Here is a 17,877-nt window from a genome sequence, read left to right as displayed (position 1 = left end):
GCGAAAACGCGAAGGAGGTGATTGTACCATGTCAACAACGAACAGTAATGACGACGTAGTAAGTCATGCCATTAATGCGGCTCAGGCAAATGCTGAAGACAGCCAATCCCAACAACAGGTAGAGGAATTGTCTGCTGCGCTGCAAAGTGCAACATCCGATGCGAATGATGAGGAAAACACCTCACAGGAATAATTCGGTTCAGTTCCGTATCAAATAAAGAGCTTTCCCTCACGCTAATCGCGATGCAGGGGAAGCTCTTTTTCTTTGACAATGGCACGAATTGGTCTCATTCATTGAACCAAACGCCCATCTTTGGAATATGGTGTAGCAAAAACGTAGGGATGATGAAACATGAGAGACATGGATCAGGACTTAGAATTGGAACACCAACCCGTTAGTATACAAACCTATAAAGTGCTAAAGAGCAAATTAAACCTGTTGTACCCCGCTGTTATTCATATGAATACCCCGCTAGTTCAGCATAAAATCAATACAACCATTGTCGATGCCGTCAACAAGCAGCTGCATGATCAGGGATTTCCACAGAATCCAGAAACCGATGTGACCGCTTATTATGAAATCAAAACGAATGAACGTCGCGTGCTGAGCTTATCGTTGCTCAATTATGCTTTCTCTGGCGGCGCTCACGGAATGACCATCCAACAATCATTGACGTTCAGCACGGAAACTGGGCAAAGCTATACGCTAAGCCAGTTATTTAAACCAGGCAGCGATTACGTCAAAAGAATTAGTGATATCGTTGCCGCCGAGATCAAACGACGCGAAATTCCATTGTTGGTTGAGTTTACAGGCATTCGACCTAATCAAGACTTCTATATAGCGGATAAATCACTGGTTGTTTATTTTCAACTCTACGAGCTAGCCGCTTACGTGTATGGCTTCCTTTACTTCCCGATTTCGGTGTATGAACTCCAGGATATCATTGCTGAAGACGGCCCGCTTGGGAAAATGATGTACTAAAATAGGCTAGACGCAGACAATAATTTGTCGGCTGAAATTCCCCTTGTTAACCATACATCGTGAATCGATGTGGAAGCCAGCTTTGGTCAAAAGCGGGTCGATCTGCTCTGTCGTTACAATGACCGCGCGCCGCGCTAACCGGCGGGCGGTTTGCAGCATGTCCAGCTTCTCGGCCTCCGGCAGCACGGAGCACAGATTATACGGCATGTCCAAAATCAGCGCATCGTAGATGGGCTCTGGACTGCCTGACAGGGCCGCCGCATGCGGAACAAGCGTCCGCATGTCCGCGATCTGGACCACCCCCGGCATGCCGAAGTGGTCCAGATTCACCCGCGCGCCGCGTACGGCCAGCGGGTTGATGTCGTAGCCCACGATGTCGATCCCCATCGACATCGCCTCCACCAGCACCGTGCCCATGCCGCAGCACGGGTCAATGACCCGCGTGCCCGCCACCTCGGGCACGGCGATGTTCACCACCGCCCGCGCGAGGCGCGTTCCGAGGGCGGTGGAGTAGTTCTGTGGCTTCTGCTGATGCTGAAGCCACACGGCTTCGCCGTAGCTGCATTCGCCGAACAACCATCGGCCACCCAGCTCCGTCACGGCGAAGTACTGCTCCGGCCTGCGCATCTCGGCCTTGCCGCGCAGCCCCAGCCCCAGTTCGCGCTCGACGCTGCGCTGGCGGTCATAGCTGACCGCCGTGTCCGTCTCCGCGAACACGACCTTGAACGTTGCGCCGCGCACGGTCAACGTCTGAAGGTCAGAGGCCAGCTCCAGCAAACTGCCGGCCTCAAAAGCAACATCCATCCGCAGCTTCAAAAACGGGCTGCGGCTCGGCTCTACCTTACGCGCGCTGACGGCGTAGCGCGCACCAATCACAGCATCTGCGCCCAATAACGTGTGCAGCTCCAATTGACACAACGCCTGTTCATCCTCATGACAGGCAAATACATAAATATGTTCATTGCTCACTTGTTCCATTGCCCTACCTCACTCTTCCTTACGCCCTTACGCTACGCAAATTCCTGAATAACCTGCTTCACGAACGTATCCATCGTTTTACACAAAAACATATCCTTCCGATACACAATACCGACTTCCTTCTGCGGAACGGGATCGATAATCGGAATCGCGCACAGCTTCTGCTCACGCATCTGAGCCCCCATGCCATCCACATAGGATTGTGGCAAAATCGCACCGCAGACATGGTTTTTCACCATTTGCAGCAGGGATTCGAGTGTGGAAAGTTCCACGATCGGCTTCCAAGCAAGACCGATCTGTGCGCAGCAATCATCCATCATTTGCCGAACATAGAACTTCTGCTGCAGCATCGCAATCGGAATCTCGGTCAACTCCGCCAACCTGATCTCCCTCACCTGTTCTTGAGCAAATGCATGCTGAGCCGACACCACAAGTTGAAGCTTCTCTTGATACAACGGCACACATCGCAGCTGCTCATCCTCTTCAGGCAAAAAAACAACGCCCACATCCAACTCATTGCTCAGCAGCTTCTCCTTGGTTTCCTCGGTAGCCAGCTCCATCACCGATAGCTCGATTTTCGGATACTTAGCATGAAACGTCATGATCGTCGCCGTCAGCAAATGATTGCCCGAACAGCCGATCCGCAATCGCCCGCGCTGCATCCCTTGAAGTTCATTCATCGCCATCTGAGCTTGCTCCAGCTCGTGAAAAATGTTGCGACTATGCTTGCGCAGAATCTCGCCGGCTTCGGTCACATACACTTTTTTACCCATGCGCTGAAAAAGCGGCGACCCCACCCGATCCTCTAACAACCGGATCTGTTGACTAAGGGTAGGCTGGCTAATGCCCAGCCTTTCTGCTGCTTTTGTGAAATGGAGCTCCTCACATACCGCCAAAAAATACACCAATAACCGATAATCCACCTGACGCCCCCCGATCATAGCTATTAACTATGATAGTAATTGATAAATAGCAATTGATCAATGATTGCGAATTTTCTATAGTTAAGGGTAAAAGATTGTGAGTACCCTCAATAGGAAAGGTGGCACAACGTATGTACGGAAACATTCGCATCGAACAAAATCAAAGTGGTAAGCCTATGCCAAATTTGAAAGAGAATCTGGGGTTTGGCAAACTTTTTACAGATCATATGTTTATTATGAATTACGAAGAAGGTCAAGGCTGGCACGATCCGCGCATCGTTCCCTACGGTCCGATTTCACATGACCCTGCTGCGATGGTTTTCCACTATGGGCAAGCTGTTTTTGAAGGGATGAAAGCATTTCGCACGGAGAGTGATGAAGTTGTTTTATTTCGTCCCGATCAAAATGCCAAGCGTTTAAATCGTTCTAGCGAACGACTCAGTATCCCGCAATTGGACGAAGAGTTCGTTGTCCGTGCTATTCAAGAGCTAGTTCACCTCGATGCCGCATGGGTACCGAAGAAGGAAGGCTCCTCTTTGTACATCCGTCCGTTCATCATTGCAACGGAAGGCGTGCTAGGTGTCCGCCCATCTCTTACTTACTCCTTTATTATCATTATGTCGCCAGTAGACGCTTACTATGAGGAAGGCCTGCAGCCGATTAACATCCTTGTGGAAAGCTATTATGCGCGATCCGTGCAAGGCGGGACAGGCAATGCCAAAGTAGCAGGCAATTACGCTGCCAGCCTAAAGGCACAAATGTTGGCTAAAGAGCATAACTGCGCACAAGTGCTATGGCTCGATGCTATCGAGAAGAAGTACCTGGAAGAAGTTGGAAGTATGAACGTCTTTTTCAAAATTGGCGGAGAAGTCATCACGCCTAGCCTTAGCGGCAGCATTCTAGAGGGAATCACGCGTGGCAGTATCATCCACCTACTGAAAGAGTGGGGCATCCCCGTCTCTGAGCGGAAAATATCAATCGATGACCTCGTAAAAGCGCATGCGGATGGGACGCTGGAAGAAGCTTTCGGCACTGGCACCGCTGCGGTAGTATCGCCAATTGGCAGCCTGCTGTGGAACGGTACACCGATGGTCGTGAACCATGGCGAGATCGGCGAGCTTGTGGAGCGTCTGTACACGACAATTACAGGAATTCAGAGTGGCAAACTGCCAGACACGTTTGGCTGGTTGTTAAAGGTTTAAACTCTGTATTGCCGCAAAATAGCTGCACAGCAAATAACCGACGAGTTTTCTATTCGTCGGTTATTTGTCTATTCGCTTCACCTGCGGTGCCCTATCCGACGAATAGCTGGAAAAAGTACAGTTAATTCTGGACTGTTCCACGATTTTAGTGAAATAAGTAGTTAATTCGGCTCGTCTTCAGCAGAACCAGCAGATTCTCCGAAAATAACTACATATTTTCCAGTTAAACGAGGGCGTAGCTTCCCCTACTCCTTCGCCTTCCCCTGCTCCTCCACAACATGACCATCAATATCAATAATGTCCTTGCTGCTAACGGCATCATCACCGAGAAAATCCCTCAGCTTACTTTTCGCTTTGCGTCTAACCTCATCATCAATACTCTTCGACACAGCCGCCAACGCAAAGCCCAGCGCACTTAAATCATCGACATAACCAACAATGGGCAGCAAATCTGGCATGAGATCCAGCGGCAAAATGAGATACCCCAAAGCACCGTAGATCTGAACTTTCGCGCGCAGCGGCGTTTTCGGACTATCCAATGCATAAAAGAGCAGTAAACCCATATAAATCACTTTACCGCCAGCTTTTTTGGCACCTTTTTTCAACTTGGACCAAAAGCCGTCAATTGAGAAATACTTTTCATATTTGGACACATTCATTTGGCGACCACTCCATTCATCTTCATTCACTGTATACCCGTATATACCCTTATTTTACACTGATCTCACACAAGAAGTCTTCGTTTCTGTATATCTAACTTTTACCCAAGTCCATCCAAAGAATATCCCTATACAAATAATCCCTCATCCTGTATGGTGTTGAAATCGACATCTTACAGCAAGAAATGAGGTTTTACTTATGTCATCCATCTGGAATAAAATCACATCCATTCGGCTACCCTTCTGGGTTATGTTCATGAATACCTTCAGCATGGCGGTCGGATTTTATATGATGATCCCGTTGCTTGCCTCTTATCTATTAAACGACATCCTGTTGACAGTCAGCATGGTTGGGATCATTTCAGCGATTCGCAGCTTCAGCCAACAAGGGCTTTCCGTTCTTTGCGGGACTTTGGCTGACAAACTCGGGTATAAGCGTACCATTCTGATTGGTTTGTTTATCCGTACCTTTGGTTTTGGTATGTTCGGTTTCGTCGATAGCATCCCTGGCTTTATCATAGCTTGTTTCTTCTCTGGTTTAGGCGGATCGCTATTCAACCCAGCCAGCTATGCTTATTATGCGGCATTATCTACTTCGAGTAACCGCATTACGATTTATTCGATTCGCGAAATGTTAAGCAATATGGGATTCGTTGTAGGTCCTGTTGTAGGTGCATTACTTATGGGCTTTCATTTCAAATATGTGAGTATGGCTGCTGCCCTTATTTTCGCATTTTCCTTTTTCTTTAGCCTCTTCTTCTTGCCAGCTATCCAGAGTGAGCAATCTCGCAAGGCCTACACAAGTATCTGGTCACAAATGAAAAATGTACTGAGCAATCGTCCTTTTCGACGTTTTATGATTTTCACGATGATTTCGTGGTCCCTTGTCACTCAACTATATATAGCTGTTCCGTTTCGAGTACATCAGCTTGCCAGCGATGCGAATATCGGACTCATTTACAGCTGTGGCGCTATTGTCATGGTCCTTCTGCAAGTGCCATTGTCCAAATTAGGTAACCAAAAGCTGCAGCCCTTTGGCGTGATGTCGTTAGGTACGTTGCTGTTGGCAGGCGGTTTATTCACAATGGGCATGCTGGGAGGCATGTGGGGAATTTACGCTGGAGTGATAGCCTTCATGATTGGACAAGTATTTCTACAGCCTATGATGAACACCATGGTTTCCGACTATGCCGGAAATGATCAAATTGCCAGCTACTTTGGCTTTAACAGCTTCGCTCTTTCTATCGGGGCCATCATTGGTAACGTCGGCGGCGGTTACTTATATGACCTAGGTAATGCCCTCGGCTGGCAGGGCCTTCCTTGGGTTTGCTTCTTCGGTTTTGGACTTATGAATATTGTGTTTATGCTAAAAGAGCAAAGAACGACGTCAGCTGCTAAGTCTTTCATCCGCACAGAAGCTTAAATAGTTACACGCTCTTCTATTCGCTAGCTCTCACAATCTGATAGCTCACAGCTACAACGCCGTTACTGTAGCCTTTGGAGTCAATCAATTTCAGGTTGATTAGCTCCTCAATCCCGTCGAAAAGACGTGTGCCGAATCCAACCACCACAGGGCATATGTTGAGGTTAAGCTCATCCAGCAACCCTTCGCGCAGCAACGATTTAACGAGTGTCGGACTGCCCGGAACCTGAATGTTCTGGCCAGGCTGCTGTTTGAGCTTCCTTATTTCTTCGACAAAATCCCCCCGTATTAGCGTCGCTGGCTGCCAATGCAGTGAATCGAGTTTCCCCGAGACCACGTATTTCGGTGAGTTGTTCAAGAAATTCGCCATAGGCGCATCATTGCTTTGGTGCTGCCAAAATTGCGCCAGAAACTGATACGTTTGCGGCCCCAAGAGGACAGCATCCGCTTTCGCCACACCTTCCGCGATACGCTCCATGATTGCGCCATTACCCCACTTTTTCGGCGAGTTTTCAGGCGAGTCGATAACTCCATCCAATGACATGAATAGTCCTGCTACGATTTTTCTCATCGTGTATTTGCTCCTTCTACTGTTCACTTTAGTTGTTGGACCGTGTACCTGAATCTTAACATAAAAGAATTCCCAAGTTGGTATCCAGCTTTTTTGCATATGCCTATTGCACTCTATATCGCGCGGTGATATACTCATCTCATGATATATCACAACACGATATAGCGAGACATGATACAACATACCCTGATATAAGAAAAAGGTGCATTTATGGATAGTGAAAAGCTCTACCGTCAGTATTTACCGATGTCTGAAACCGCCTACTACATTCTGCTTTCCCTGACTGAAACCCGGCATGGTTACGGCATTATACAATTTGTTCAGGAGCTGACGCACGGTCGAATTCACTTAGGTCCTGGAACGATTTATGGCAGCTTATCACGGATGGAGAAGGATCGTCTAATTCAGGCAGTAGCTGAAGAAGAACGTCGTAAGCTATACTGCATTACCCCATCTGGGAAAGAACTGCTTAAGCTCGAGATCGCCAGAATCACGGAGTTATACGAAAATGCGAAGAAAGTAGAGGGATCTTTCGATGAATGAGACCAAGAAAGTGTTTAAATGGTGGGACGGTTCACAATCAGAACTCATTTCTGCATGGCTCGAGAATATGGAGGCACAAGGTTGGCATTTACAACGTGTCAATTGGAATGGCCTGCGCTTTCATTTTAAGAAAGGTGCTCCACGTAAAATGAGCTATTGCGTAGACTATCAAATGAAAGTAGACCCCAACTACACTAGTATTTTTGAGGACACGGGATGGGACCGAATTTACAGCGGAGCCGGCTGGTATATCTGGAGACAAACCTATCAAGAGGTAAAGCCTGAAATTTTTACCGACATTGACTCCATGATCGATCGGAATAAACGACTACTCGGTGTATTTACTGCCGTAACTGCCGCTCAAATCCCAATTATCATGATCAACATCGACAATGCTTTCTTCTATCCCTTACTCATCCTATATATACCTCTGATGGGCCTGCTTGTAGCTAGTTTATACCGACTAGTCGCTGCCAATAAAAAACTTCAAGCCAAAAAGGACATTCTGTAATGGGCTAGCTGGCTAGCTGAATGTCCTTCATTGACCCTGTATGATCGCTAACGTACTCGTTTATCCTACTGCTCCATGCTCTCTTAAGAGCGCTATCACCGCAGTATGTCCTTGCTCTTGAGCCAGATCAATCGCATAGACGCCGTCCTCTGACTTCGCATGAACATCCGCACCATGATCGAGCAACAGGGAAATGATCGCTGTACTATCCTTATGGAAAGCCGCTACATGTAAACTTGTATGTCCATTGCTATCCATGATCGTCGGATTTGCTCGGTGAGCAAGCAGCAATTGTATGACCTCCATGTTCCGCTCGCCAGCAATAGCCGCGTGAAGTGCCGTATTGGATGGGATGTAACTCACTTTGGAATGAGATACGGCATTCACAACCGCACCATTTTCCAGAAGCAGCTTAACTACTTCACTCTGACCGAAATGTGCTGCAAATCCCAATAGGGTAAGGCCCTCACTGTTCTCAGCATTGGCAAGCGTAAGATCCGAGTTTAGTAACGCCTTGATACGATTTGCGTCTCCTGTGCGTGCTGCGGTAAATATATCGTTAATCATGTAGGGAAGCCTCCTCTAACTTGTATGTATGTCAATTCGGCAAAAATCCAACATTTTCCTTTTTTCATCCAAATAAATGAATCCATCATGCACACTTAGACAGACCTTTTCCCTCGCATCTCGGCACGCATCTTCCCCCATTTATGAATGAACCCATCCACCACCAAGCCAATCATCCCATACATCACTACGCAGATCACATAAGTGAAATAGGTTACAGGCAGCAACGCACTGCTCCCCGGCCATTTCGTTGTATTCATGCGGTCAAATAACACTTGATCCAAGGCATCCACCTTTGCAAGCAAGCTTATCGGCGGCGTCAGTCTTATCCATAGATTCGCCAATCCGAACCCTGCACCATCGCAGACGCAAACGATAACGCTAAGCACCATAAGCCAGAAGGCACAACGTTGAAACAATGACAATGGACAGACCTTCTTTCTCCGTTAAGTTGGATGGTTAACCATAAAAAACCAATATAACACAAAAAAAGCTACCCCCGAAAGAGTAGCCCCACAACTGCAAACAAACCAAACACGGATAACATCGCACCTGAAATGCGGTTGATCCATAGGAACGCCGCTCCTTTGAGCCGCTCCCGCAACAGTCCAACTAACAAGCTCAACAACAGCCACCACAGCGCGGAGCCTGTGAAGACACCGATCACTAAAGCGATCGCTGGCGAGAAACCTGCATCGCTGCTACCGCCAAGCCCTAGACCCGCGAAGGCGCCGACGAACGACATAATCGTCATCGGATTCGTGATCGTGAGTAGCAACGTAGACGCGTACGATTTGATCATCGTGTCCCCTGTTGCTTTAGCGGCCTCAGCAGCAGGCTTCGAGCGGAAGGTTTGCACGCCCAAATAGATGAGGAACAGACCGCCGACCAGCTGCAGGATCACCTTCTGATCCAACAGGAAGCTGGTGATCAGCGTCAATCCGAAGCCAGCGATAAAACCATAAATGGCATCAGCCGTGGCTGCGCCTAGCCCTGACAGAAAGCCATGCAAGCGACCTAACGTTAAGGTCCTGCGCATACACAAGATCCCGATAGGGCCCACCGGTGCTGCGATCGAAAAACCTAGCAAAAGCCCCTTTAACAACGGGATGAGCAATTAAAACACCTGCTCACCATCGTAAGTAGCGATTTTCTTATAGAGATCCGGACGACGATCGCGGAAAATACCCCATTCGATACGCTGAACTTCCAGCTGATCCAAGTCAAACTCAGCAACGAGAACCGTTTCCTCGTCACGTCCAGCTTCTTCAATTAAATTGCCCTGCGGGCCTGCAATGAAGGAAGAACCGTAGAAGTTGATGCTGGAATCCTCATCTTCTTCCTTACCAATCCGGTTCGAGGCAATAACCGGCATCAAGTTGCACGCCGCGTGACCGCGCATGCACATTTGCCAGTGATCCTTCGAATCAATGGAGCCATCCTGCGGCTCAGAGCCGATAGCCGTTGGGTAGAACAACAGTTCTGCCCCCATCAGCGCCATGACGCGAGCAGCTTCCGGGTACCATTGGTCCCAACATACGCCGACGCCGATTTTGGCGTAGCGTGTTTTCCACACTTTGAAGCCGGTATCTCCCGGGTTAAAATAGAACTTTTCCTCATACCCCGGACCGTCAGGGATGTGGCTTTTGCGGTACGTGCCGAGCACCGAACCATCGGCATCGATAACAGCAAGCGAGTTGTAGCGAGCGTAGTTCTTTTTCTCATAAAAGGAGATCGGAAGTACGACTTGTAGTTCTTTGGCGATCTCGCGGAAGTGATTGATCGCTTTGTTTGTCTCGAGCTCCGTCGCGTAGCGGTAGTAGTCGGATTTTTCTTTTTGGCAGAAGTACGGCGTCTCAAAAAGCTCTTGAATCAAAATAATTTGTGCGCCCTTCGCCGCGGCTTCGCGTACCAATTTCTCCGCTTTGGCGATGTTTTCTTCTATATTATCGGAACAGCTCATTTGTGTGGCTGCTACAGTCACTTTTCTCAATGGAATCACCCTTTCTTGCTAGCTGGCATTTGCTGCGTTGTGCAGTGAACATTGCCGCCTTCTTTAATGATGGACATACCGTTAATCGTACGGATTCTGCGGTCTGGGAACGCAGCTTGAAGAACTTCAATCGCCTTGCGATCCGTCTCCTCTGATGTCCCGCCAAACACCGGCAAAATAATGCCGCCGTTCACAAAATAGAAATTCAAGTAGCTAAGCGTCAAGCGCTGCTCTTCAAAGAAAGTAAGCGGAGGCTGCTCAATCTGAATAATTTCAAAAGAGCGACCTTTAGCGTCCTTCGCGTTGCGGAGAATCTCCAAATTCTCCTGTGTAATCGCATAGTTGGCATCCGAAGGATCGTTGCACACTTGCAAAATGATTTTGCCTGGAGCTGCGAAGCAAGCAATGTTATCTACGTGACCGTCCGTCTCATCGCCGTCCAGCCCTTTGTTCAGCCAGATGATTTTCTCTACGTTCACGAAATCGCGGACAAGCCCCTCAATCTCCTCGCGGCTTAGATCCGGGTTGCGATTCGTGTTCAGCAAACATTCTTCGGTAGTCAAAAGAGTACCTTCCCCATCCACGTGGATGGAACCGCCCTCCATGACGATCGGAGCGTCAAAACGTTTCACACCATGGTGCTCCGCGATTTGTGGAGCTACGTTATCATCGAGATCCCAAGGCGCGTATTTGCCGCCCCAGGCGTTGAACTTCCAGTTGACTGCTGCGATTTCTTGCTGCTCGTTCAACACGAAAGTTGGACCATTATCGCGGAACCAAGCGTCATTATGAGGGATCTCAAGGAAATCTACGTTAGACTCCGTAAACATCGCCTTCACTTGCTCGGCATCAGATGGGTTAACGATCACGGTTACAGGTTCGAATTCAGCAATGGCTTTGGCTAGATCCGCATACCCTTTGGACACAACTGCGTGATCCTCTGGGTAAACCATCGATGCTTGAACAGGCCATGAAATAAAGGTACGCTCGTGCTCTGTCCACTCTGCTGGCATGCTATAGTTTAAATCTTTGGGTTTCGTCATCATCCATCATCTCACTTATCTTAATTGGATTTATAATCTCGTAGAATATAAAAAAAACATCGTCTCCCATCATAACTCAAAAGTGGCTAAGGCTCAATGTAAATAGGTAGTTCCTCGACCAATTCCTGCTGAGCATCCACTTGATCCCCAAATCTGTGTCCGTACACAAAGCCTAATCCCAATGACAAAGAGATTCCTATTAATTTGTATCGTGTCCAAGTGCCGCATATTGATGCGGACGTGTTCAGGCAGTAGGTGTTCAGGTAGGCGGGGGCAGTCACCAGACCCACCATCAGACCTTTCACCAGTTAGTCCGAAATGATCGAACTAATTTCACTTTCCAAGTGTTTAATTCTTACTTAGTTCTAAATAGCCCAACTAAATCGCCCCAAATAGCATACATCTGAGAATAATAGGCAAATAGTTCGGCAGAATCTGACTATTGGTTCTTTATTGATCGGGATCGACGATTTAGTTCGGCGATATCGGACTAGATCTGATTCCTGATCAGAAAAAGCAAAGTGCAAAAAAAGAGGCACCACCGGAACCCTCCGGGGTGACCTCTTTCCAACTAGTCCTGCTGATGGTTCATCTGAACTCTAAGGGGAGTACCAACTAGATACGGATATGTTAAGAATAAACCAGCTAAATAGAGAAGCACAGCTATGTAGACAGGCAGCAAATGGACAAAATCCGTATATCCAATTTGTCCATGAACCGCGAGCCCTGCCACGAAGCCGGGCAGCCCACCCCAGAGGAATGTCCGCCACAGCCAACTCTCGCCTTGATTGACACCCCACAGTGCCGAAGCGGTTATGGCTACGGCTAACGAAAACAGCGCACCACCAAAACCTGCACGATCATGTGCAATGAGCGGAATAATCGAGTCACTCCAAGCAGACAGCTGTGACGTGGTTACACCCAAATATGCCAAATCACTGGGAACAAATACGCCGGTAATCCCTACGATCGATATCGTGAGACCTCCAATTCCTAAGCCAAAGCCAAGTATCACGAAGCAGCATTGCCCCCACTGGGCTCTTAGCCATATCCGGTCATTCCGTAGACCTGGTGGTTTACGAGACGGTTGATCCTTTAGTCCACGCAACGTAAGTAAAAACATGGGCAGTAGAACAACTGCCGCCGCCGCATGCAGCGGATCGAAATACCCGTAGCCGAGATAGAGAAAGAAACTACTAAAACCAACAACACAAGAAGATAAAACTGCCGTACGCGCCCAATGCAGCCCATAACGTAAGCCATGATGAGCTAGCTGATAATAAAAAATGCCGATGGAGATCATTGTACCCGCTAAGGTAATACGATCATGTGACATGAAATGAAGAAGATGGCTATTAAAACGGACAATTTCACTGCGTGATCTGCCTAAGAAGTCTTCATCATAAGGCAAAACCACCGTCGTTGCTGCAATAAACCAGGCGAGCACACCGCCGATCATCATGCCTAATCCCAGCAGACTCATCCAGCCCCAATTCGCGAAAAAGGCAGGGAGTGGTGGGAAGGAGCGAGATAATGGTGAAGGCGGTGGTGACGGGAAGGATGGACTCTCTTCTCCAGCGGAAATCACAGGAGCAACGAGGCGATCATACAGAATCGCCTCATTAATGCGCTTGGGCAGCCCTGGCCCCGCGTAGACCAGCCCGCTGTGCAGCATCACGCTAGTCGCGCCTGCTGCCAACAGCGCGAGCGCGTCCTCCGGCTGATGCACGCCGCCGGCCGCCACAATCGCGCTGCGCTCGCCCAGCGCCTCGCGCAGCAGCCTGACCTTGCTCAGCTGCGCGCTGAGCAACGCTGCCCCGCCGCCGACGCGCTCGCGGCGAGTGCCCGGCTCCCGCTGCGCGTCGCCGAGGACGACACCGCTGAAGTTGCGCGCGGTGTCCAAGACCGCAGGCAGCTCCCACTCCGGGAGCTGCTGCGGCACATACAACAGCAGCGGCTTCCCCGGGGCCGCCGCTTCGGCAAGCTGGCGTACCTCGGTGAGGTACGCCAAAGCCATGTCGGATGGCCAGCCTTCGGCGAGGCCATCGAGGGTGAAGCCCGCCGCGTACGGCGCCAGCGTGAGGAGCAGCTCCCGCTGCTCTTCAAGCGCTTCGCGCGGCGAACTTCCCGGCATCGGCCGGAGCCGCACGAAGTGCGGCAGTCGATGCCCCGTGCCCTTGCGCAGGCGCGCGGCGATCGCTTCCGCGCCGTCGTTCTCATAGCCATCGGAGTAGACGATGGCTTCTTCCTCCGTCATGCGAGTTATCGAGGCATGACGGAGGACAGCTCGGGCCGTCACAGGCCCGAGCTCGATGAACCCGAGCCCGAACTGGGCGAGGGCCTTATGCGCAGTGCCGTGCGGGTCAAGCCCGCCGCTGAGTCCCACGGGGCAGGCAATCGGCACGCCTGCCAGCTCACTAGCAAGCTGTGTGGACATTTCCATATGACCCATCGTGCGGATCACAAAAGTCCCGCCAGGAATGCGACTTAGCCCGCCTATCGCTTGCAGCGTAAGATCTCTTGCCCTTCGCCCGCTAAGCCGGAAAAGCAGCGGTTTAAATAACGTATGATACGACCAATCGGGCATAGGCCGCCTCCTCTTTTGGATATTAGTTCCAGTATACCTTGTATCCCTCATTCTGCCCATAGACACACTTTGTTGCTATTCCCTGTGATTCTAATCACAGGGGTTCCAGCCGCTTATTCGCTATACTGAAGGCATCAAGTCATCCTAACAGAAATGAGATGATCCCTATGTTAAGCGAACAAACCATCCAAATTATTAAATCCACTGTGCCTGTACTTGAAGTTCATGGTGTAGAAATAACCAAACGTTTCTATGAAAAATTATTTACATCTCACCCAGAGCTCCTACATCTATTCAATCACGCTAATCAAAAGCAAGGCCGACAGCAGACGGCTTTAGCTAATGCTGTTTATGCAGCGGCGAAGCATATCGATCGATTGGAAGCGATTCTTCCCGCTGTCAAACAAATTGCCCACAAACATCGCAGTCTTGGGGTTAAGCCTGAGCAATATCCCATTGTCGGGCAACATTTGCTAGGAGCGATTAAAGATGTTCTGGGCGATGCAGCAACAGACGAAATTCTTGGGGCTTGGGCTGAAGCTTACGGCGTCATCGCAAGTGCATTCATTGGCATTGAATCAGATATGTACACCAACTCGGCTATGCAGCCTGGGGGCTGGAGTGATTTCAGACCTTTCGTCATCACAGGCAAAAAAAGAGAAAGCGACGTCATCACCTCTTTCTACCTAACGCCGCAGGATCATGGTCCTCTCGCTGCATTTGAACCTGGACAATACGTCAGTATCCGTATACAAATCCCTGGCGACACCTACACACACATTCGCCAATATAGCCTTTCCCATGTATCCGGTCAGCCGTTCTACCGAATCTCGGTGAAACGTGAAGACACGAACCCTGCCATCCCTGCGGGCAAAGTTTCCGTCTACTTACACAATCAAGCGCAAGAAGGAGACGTTGTCTGGCTTTCTGCGCCAGCAGGTGATTTTACGCTAGATCAAACGGATTCTCGACCTGTTACGCTGCTTAGCGGCGGTGTTGGACTAACTCCTATGGTAAGTATGCTGCACGCACTTGTTACCAAACAACCGAATCGTAAGGTTACCTTCATCCATGCTGCTCAAAATGGTCAACATCATGCCCTTCGCAGAGAGGTCGAACAGCTCGCTGAAGCACATCCACAAGTAACGGTTGCTTGGTGCTATGCACAACCTACAGATTTGGATTCCAGCGAAAAGGTATACCATAAAGAGGGTTATCTCGATCTACCATGGATTCAAAGTCTTGTTCCTAGCGAGAATGGCAGCTTTTACTTCTGTGGTCCCGTACCGTTCATGAAAACTGTGAACCAATCGCTTATCGCTTGGGGTGTTCCAGAAGCCGACCGTCATTACGAATTCTTCGGCCCTTCAGGGGCGCTTGCCTAAACAAAAAAAGGGAGAAGAGCCTAATCGCTCTTTCTCCCTTTTTCTCGCAGCAGTCGATTCACGGTTTCACGGCGAAGCCCAATAAATTGCCCGATTTCCTCCTGCGTTAGCACGTCTGTCAGCTTCAAGTCACCTAGGTAATGTTGAAACCATTTTTCCATTTTCAGCAATTTAGCCGCTGGAGCGACTACCGTTAATTGATCAATGCGCTGCTGCATCATGCGCAGCTTGTCCTGCAGCTGACGAGCGATCGTGCGAAAGTGTTCTGGGTTGCGTTCCAAATCTGCATACCACGGCTCAGACGGCAGCACTTCAACCTCACTTGTCACAAGGGCGATCGCCGTTGCATAGTAAGCACTCGGACTAATTAAGGAATGATGCGGAATCGTCTCACCGGGCACGATAATATTGACCAGTGTCGTATTCCCGTCTTCGTGTGATCTGACGATTTTTAACAGACCCGTATGCAGCTTGAATAGGGAACCTGACTCTCCTTGCCGGAATAGAATTTCTCCCTTATGCAGTTTCATCTTTGTATATCTCCTTTAATGAGCAAAAAAGCGACAGCACCTTAGCTGATCGCTTTTTCATTTGCACACGGATGACGTCATGCTATAGCTCTTTCTTTAACGGTTCAAAAGGTGTCCGAATCACTTGCCGCGCCTGTGTTAATTTGCCCGATAGGTTCACGTACCAATTCAGCTGCTCGACTTTGCCAATCAGCCAAATCGAAATCAATAAGCCTGTTAACGACAAGAGAACAGCAATCGGCAGTGCCCACATGGAGACGGGATGAGCGAAATAGGGAATGAATGAAACCGCCAAGATCGGCGCCGCATTCCATTTGAAGAATTGGATTAACGTGATCGTCACGAGAGCTGTTAAGAAGAATGAAATGGCTCCTGTGCTAATCGAATAAAAAATACTGCCCATCGTAACCGCGATAATGGCTCCGAGAATGATCCGCCGTATTTCTCTAATATTGTCTACGCGATGCATAAATAAGAAACTGAATGCGCCCAACGTTGGGTAAAATACCATCTTCATCGATGGAAAGTGATAGGATGCCCAATAAGCTCCCATCAGATAACAGCAAATAACAAGCGAACGAAGAAACATCGTTGGTTCCCGTCCTTTTCTATATGGGATTCATGAGGCCGTTCACGTTCTAAACCAGACCCTTCCCATTTTACAAAAAAGACAGAGAGTCAGTCAATAACTTTACATGCCATGTTATGTCAATTTGACTCTTCGCTAACCTTAGTTCTTAGTTCTTAGTTCCGATCCACGGATACGGTTGTCGATGCAAAAAACTTCGCCACAGCAAAAGACGCCGCTCCCAGCACGGTGGACCGATCACGCAGCTGAGAGAACTCGACCCGCAATTGCTTGCGCGGATGCGGCAAAGATCGCTTCTCAAGCAGCTCCAAAAGTGGCTTCATGAGCCATTTTTCACCACCAGCCAACCGTCCGCCAAGAATAATAAACTCTGGATTATACCCGTTAATGATGTTCACCACACCAACCCCAAGGTAGTAGCCTAGCCGCTCAAAAAGCTTAATGACCCCTGCGTCGCCACTCTCTGCTTGTGTTAATAAAGACTCCAGATCGACTTCGTGCCCAAGCTCTCTCGCCGCTTGCTCCAATAACGCATGCTCGGATGCGTAAAGCTCCCAGCAGCCCAAGCTGCCGCAGCGGCATTTCGGACCGTCATGCTGAATCGAGATGTGGCCGATCTCACCGGCGAAGCCCGTCGCCCCGCGATAGAGCTCGTTTTTGATAATAATACCCGCACCGATCCCCATACCAATGGACACATAAATGAGATTCGCCGTGTCTTTGCCAGCGCCAAATTGCTTCTCTCCCACTGCACCAGCATTCGCCTCATTATCGATGACAACAGGCAGTCCAAATTCAGCTTCCAGCTGTCCCTGCAACTGTACATTTTCCCAGCCCAGATTCGGGGCAAACAATAAATTCCCTTCCTCATCGCAAATGCCAGGCACACCGAGACCGATACCAATCACACCATATACGCTCTCTGGCGCCGTTTCAATCAGCTCACGAATTGTCGTTTTCAGCAGTTGCGTTACCTGTTCTACAGACCCGTTGTGATGCAGGATGCGATTTTCACGAATCACTTTTCCCGTTAAGTCGGTAAGCACAGCCAACATATCATGTACACCTAGATCAACACCGATTGCATATCCGGCCGTTCCGTTAAAAAGCAGCATCATCGGCTTGCGCCCACCGCTTGACTCCCCAACACCGATCTCTTGGGCGAGGGAGCTCTCGATCAGTTCATTCACGAGACTGGATACCGTCGCCTTCGTCAGTCCTGTAATTTCAGCAATTCTCGCGCGTGAGATTGGTGAATCCGTGCGAATGTGATGCAAGACGATCGATTTATTAATCTTTTTCACAAGGTTTAAGTCGCCTGTTTGTTTCATGGTTATCCTCCATACCGTTCCAAATGCTGCGAGTCATCGCTATGGAAATGATTCTAACAT

At 49.1% G+C, this 17,877-nt stretch carries 20 protein-coding genes; 7 read left to right on the top strand and 13 right to left on the bottom strand.

Annotation, left to right across the window (positions count from 1 at the left end):
• Window positions 1-28: 28 nt before the first annotated feature.
• Entirely contained in the window at window positions 29-193 is a 165-nt protein-coding gene (locus AC58QT_RS33205; RefSeq protein ID WP_310501722.1) for a hypothetical protein, read from the top strand.
• A gap of 159 nt (window positions 194-352) precedes the next feature.
• Window positions 353-982 (top strand): DUF3298 and DUF4163 domain-containing protein, encoded by a 630-nt coding sequence (locus tag AC58QT_RS33200; protein ID WP_497412720.1) that lies wholly within the window; start codon window positions 353-355, stop codon window positions 980-982.
• A gap of 6 nt (window positions 983-988) precedes the next feature.
• Here AC58QT_RS33200 and AC58QT_RS33195 read toward each other — a convergent pair whose 3' ends face one another.
• Window positions 989-1,960, bottom strand: a complete 972-nt coding sequence (locus AC58QT_RS33195; protein ID WP_497412719.1) for a TRM11 family SAM-dependent methyltransferase — start codon at window positions 1,958-1,960, stop codon at window positions 989-991.
• Between the two features lie 32 nt (window positions 1,961-1,992).
• Window positions 1,993-2,883, bottom strand: a complete 891-nt coding sequence (locus AC58QT_RS33190; RefSeq protein ID WP_497412718.1) for a LysR family transcriptional regulator — start codon at window positions 2,881-2,883, stop codon at window positions 1,993-1,995.
• Window positions 2,884-3,014: 131 nt separating this feature from the next.
• Here AC58QT_RS33190 and AC58QT_RS33185 point away from each other — a divergent pair, with 131 nt between their 5' ends.
• Entirely contained in the window at window positions 3,015-4,085 is a 1,071-nt protein-coding gene (locus tag AC58QT_RS33185; RefSeq protein WP_497412717.1) for a branched-chain amino acid aminotransferase, read from the top strand.
• Window positions 4,086-4,330: 245 nt separating this feature from the next.
• Here the strand turns inward: AC58QT_RS33185 and AC58QT_RS33180 are convergent, their stop codons facing one another.
• Window positions 4,331-4,744, bottom strand: a complete 414-nt coding sequence (locus AC58QT_RS33180) for a YkvA family protein (RefSeq protein ID WP_497412716.1) — start codon at window positions 4,742-4,744, stop codon at window positions 4,331-4,333.
• A gap of 199 nt (window positions 4,745-4,943) precedes the next feature.
• Between AC58QT_RS33180 and AC58QT_RS33175 the strand changes: the two genes are divergently transcribed.
• The gene (locus AC58QT_RS33175) at window positions 4,944-6,167 is read left to right on the top strand and encodes an MFS transporter (protein ID WP_497412715.1); all 1,224 of its coding nucleotides are present in this window, start codon (window positions 4,944-4,946) and stop codon (window positions 6,165-6,167) included.
• Between the two features lie 16 nt (window positions 6,168-6,183).
• Here the strand turns inward: AC58QT_RS33175 and AC58QT_RS33170 are convergent, their stop codons facing one another.
• Window positions 6,184-6,738: a dihydrofolate reductase family protein gene (locus AC58QT_RS33170; RefSeq protein ID WP_497412714.1), complete on the bottom strand. Its 555-nt coding sequence runs from the start codon at window positions 6,736-6,738 to the stop codon at window positions 6,184-6,186.
• A gap of 210 nt (window positions 6,739-6,948) precedes the next feature.
• Between AC58QT_RS33170 and AC58QT_RS33165 the strand changes: the two genes are divergently transcribed.
• Together AC58QT_RS33165 and AC58QT_RS33160 are read left to right on the top strand one after the other, a co-directional pair.
• Window positions 6,949-7,281, top strand: coding sequence for a PadR family transcriptional regulator (locus tag AC58QT_RS33165; protein WP_310501715.1), 333 nt, complete (start codon window positions 6,949-6,951; stop codon window positions 7,279-7,281).
• Window positions 7,274-7,792: a DUF2812 domain-containing protein gene (locus AC58QT_RS33160; RefSeq protein WP_310501714.1), complete on the top strand. Its 519-nt coding sequence runs from the start codon at window positions 7,274-7,276 to the stop codon at window positions 7,790-7,792. Before AC58QT_RS33165 ends, AC58QT_RS33160 begins: the two co-directional genes overlap by 8 nt.
• A gap of 60 nt (window positions 7,793-7,852) precedes the next feature.
• On the opposite strand, the gene AC58QT_RS33155 is transcribed toward AC58QT_RS33160, so the two are convergent.
• The 6 genes from AC58QT_RS33155 to AC58QT_RS33130 all read right to left on the bottom strand — a co-directional run bounded on the left by AC58QT_RS33155 (window position 7,853) and on the right by AC58QT_RS33130 (window position 13,412).
• Window positions 7,853-8,359 (bottom strand): ankyrin repeat domain-containing protein, encoded by a 507-nt coding sequence (locus AC58QT_RS33155; RefSeq protein ID WP_497412713.1) that lies wholly within the window; start codon window positions 8,357-8,359, stop codon window positions 7,853-7,855.
• Window positions 8,360-8,454: 95 nt separating this feature from the next.
• Window positions 8,455-8,784, bottom strand: a complete 330-nt coding sequence (locus AC58QT_RS33150) for a hypothetical protein (protein ID WP_497412712.1) — start codon at window positions 8,782-8,784, stop codon at window positions 8,455-8,457.
• Window positions 8,785-8,852: 68 nt separating this feature from the next.
• Window positions 8,853-9,476: a LysE family translocator gene (locus AC58QT_RS33145; protein ID WP_497412711.1), complete on the bottom strand. Its 624-nt coding sequence runs from the start codon at window positions 9,474-9,476 to the stop codon at window positions 8,853-8,855.
• Window positions 9,477-10,352, bottom strand: coding sequence for an N-carbamoylputrescine amidase (aguB, locus tag AC58QT_RS33140; RefSeq protein WP_497287602.1), 876 nt, complete (start codon window positions 10,350-10,352; stop codon window positions 9,477-9,479).
• Between the two features lie 5 nt (window positions 10,353-10,357).
• Window positions 10,358-11,398 (bottom strand): agmatine deiminase family protein, encoded by a 1,041-nt coding sequence (locus AC58QT_RS33135; RefSeq protein ID WP_497412710.1) that lies wholly within the window; start codon window positions 11,396-11,398, stop codon window positions 10,358-10,360.
• Window positions 11,399-11,966: 568 nt separating this feature from the next.
• Window positions 11,967-13,412 carry a dihydroorotate dehydrogenase gene (locus AC58QT_RS33130; protein ID WP_497412709.1) on the bottom strand — a complete coding sequence of 482 codons (1,446 nt, stop codon included), beginning with the start codon at window positions 13,410-13,412 and terminating at the stop codon, window positions 11,967-11,969.
• A 737-nt stretch (window positions 13,413-14,149) separates the two neighbouring features.
• On the opposite strand from AC58QT_RS33130, the gene hmpA reads away from it, so the two are divergent.
• A complete protein-coding gene (gene hmpA, locus AC58QT_RS33125; RefSeq protein ID WP_497412708.1) occupies window positions 14,150-15,367 on the top strand; it encodes an NO-inducible flavohemoprotein in 1,218 nt (405 codons plus the stop codon).
• A 20-nt stretch (window positions 15,368-15,387) separates the two neighbouring features.
• Here hmpA and AC58QT_RS33120 read toward each other — a convergent pair whose 3' ends face one another.
• The 3 genes from AC58QT_RS33120 to AC58QT_RS33110 form a co-directional block, all read right to left on the bottom strand.
• A complete protein-coding gene (locus tag AC58QT_RS33120) occupies window positions 15,388-15,897 on the bottom strand; it encodes a Crp/Fnr family transcriptional regulator (RefSeq protein ID WP_497412707.1) in 510 nt (169 codons plus the stop codon).
• Window positions 15,898-15,979: 82 nt separating this feature from the next.
• Window positions 15,980-16,486: a hypothetical protein gene (locus AC58QT_RS33115; RefSeq protein WP_497412706.1), complete on the bottom strand. Its 507-nt coding sequence runs from the start codon at window positions 16,484-16,486 to the stop codon at window positions 15,980-15,982.
• Between the two features lie 155 nt (window positions 16,487-16,641).
• A complete protein-coding gene (locus tag AC58QT_RS33110) occupies window positions 16,642-17,817 on the bottom strand; it encodes an ROK family protein (protein ID WP_497412705.1) in 1,176 nt (391 codons plus the stop codon).
• Between the last annotated feature and the right edge of the window lie 60 nt (window positions 17,818-17,877).

The sequence above is a fragment of the Paenibacillus sp. J31R109 genome (assembly GCF_059692055.1).
Note: the sequence above shows the minus strand (reverse complement) of the source record. Positions and strands in the feature narration are given on the sequence as shown.

Coding starts and splice junctions, on each gene's coding strand:
- AC58QT_RS33205 (WP_310501722.1), top strand. CDS start 29: ATGTCAACAACGAACAGTAATGACGACGTAGTAAGTCATGCCATTAAT.
- AC58QT_RS33200 (WP_497412720.1), top strand. CDS start 353: ATGAGAGACATGGATCAGGACTTAGAATTGGAACACCAACCCGTTAGT.
- AC58QT_RS33195 (WP_497412719.1), bottom strand. CDS start 1,960: ATGGAACAAGTGAGCAATGAACATATTTATGTATTTGCCTGTCATGAG.
- AC58QT_RS33185 (WP_497412717.1), top strand. CDS start 3,015: ATGTACGGAAACATTCGCATCGAACAAAATCAAAGTGGTAAGCCTATG.
- AC58QT_RS33180 (WP_497412716.1), bottom strand. CDS start 4,744: ATGAATGTGTCCAAATATGAAAAGTATTTCTCAATTGACGGCTTTTGG.
- AC58QT_RS33175 (WP_497412715.1), top strand. CDS start 4,944: ATGTCATCCATCTGGAATAAAATCACATCCATTCGGCTACCCTTCTGG.
- AC58QT_RS33170 (WP_497412714.1), bottom strand. CDS start 6,738: ATGAGAAAAATCGTAGCAGGACTATTCATGTCATTGGATGGAGTTATC.
- AC58QT_RS33165 (WP_310501715.1), top strand. CDS start 6,949: ATGGATAGTGAAAAGCTCTACCGTCAGTATTTACCGATGTCTGAAACC.
- AC58QT_RS33160 (WP_310501714.1), top strand. CDS start 7,274: ATGAATGAGACCAAGAAAGTGTTTAAATGGTGGGACGGTTCACAATCA.
- AC58QT_RS33155 (WP_497412713.1), bottom strand. CDS start 8,359: ATGATTAACGATATATTTACCGCAGCACGCACAGGAGACGCAAATCGT.
- AC58QT_RS33135 (WP_497412710.1), bottom strand. CDS start 11,398: ATGATGACGAAACCCAAAGATTTAAACTATAGCATGCCAGCAGAGTGG.
- AC58QT_RS33130 (WP_497412709.1), bottom strand. CDS start 13,412: ATGGCTTTGGCGTACCTCACCGAGGTACGCCAGCTTGCCGAAGCGGCG.
- hmpA (WP_497412708.1), top strand. CDS start 14,150: ATGTTAAGCGAACAAACCATCCAAATTATTAAATCCACTGTGCCTGTA.
- AC58QT_RS33120 (WP_497412707.1), bottom strand. CDS start 15,897: ATGAAACTGCATAAGGGAGAAATTCTATTCCGGCAAGGAGAGTCAGGT.
- AC58QT_RS33115 (WP_497412706.1), bottom strand. CDS start 16,486: ATGTTTCTTCGTTCGCTTGTTATTTGCTGTTATCTGATGGGAGCTTAT.
- AC58QT_RS33110 (WP_497412705.1), bottom strand. CDS start 17,817: ATGAAACAAACAGGCGACTTAAACCTTGTGAAAAAGATTAATAAATCG.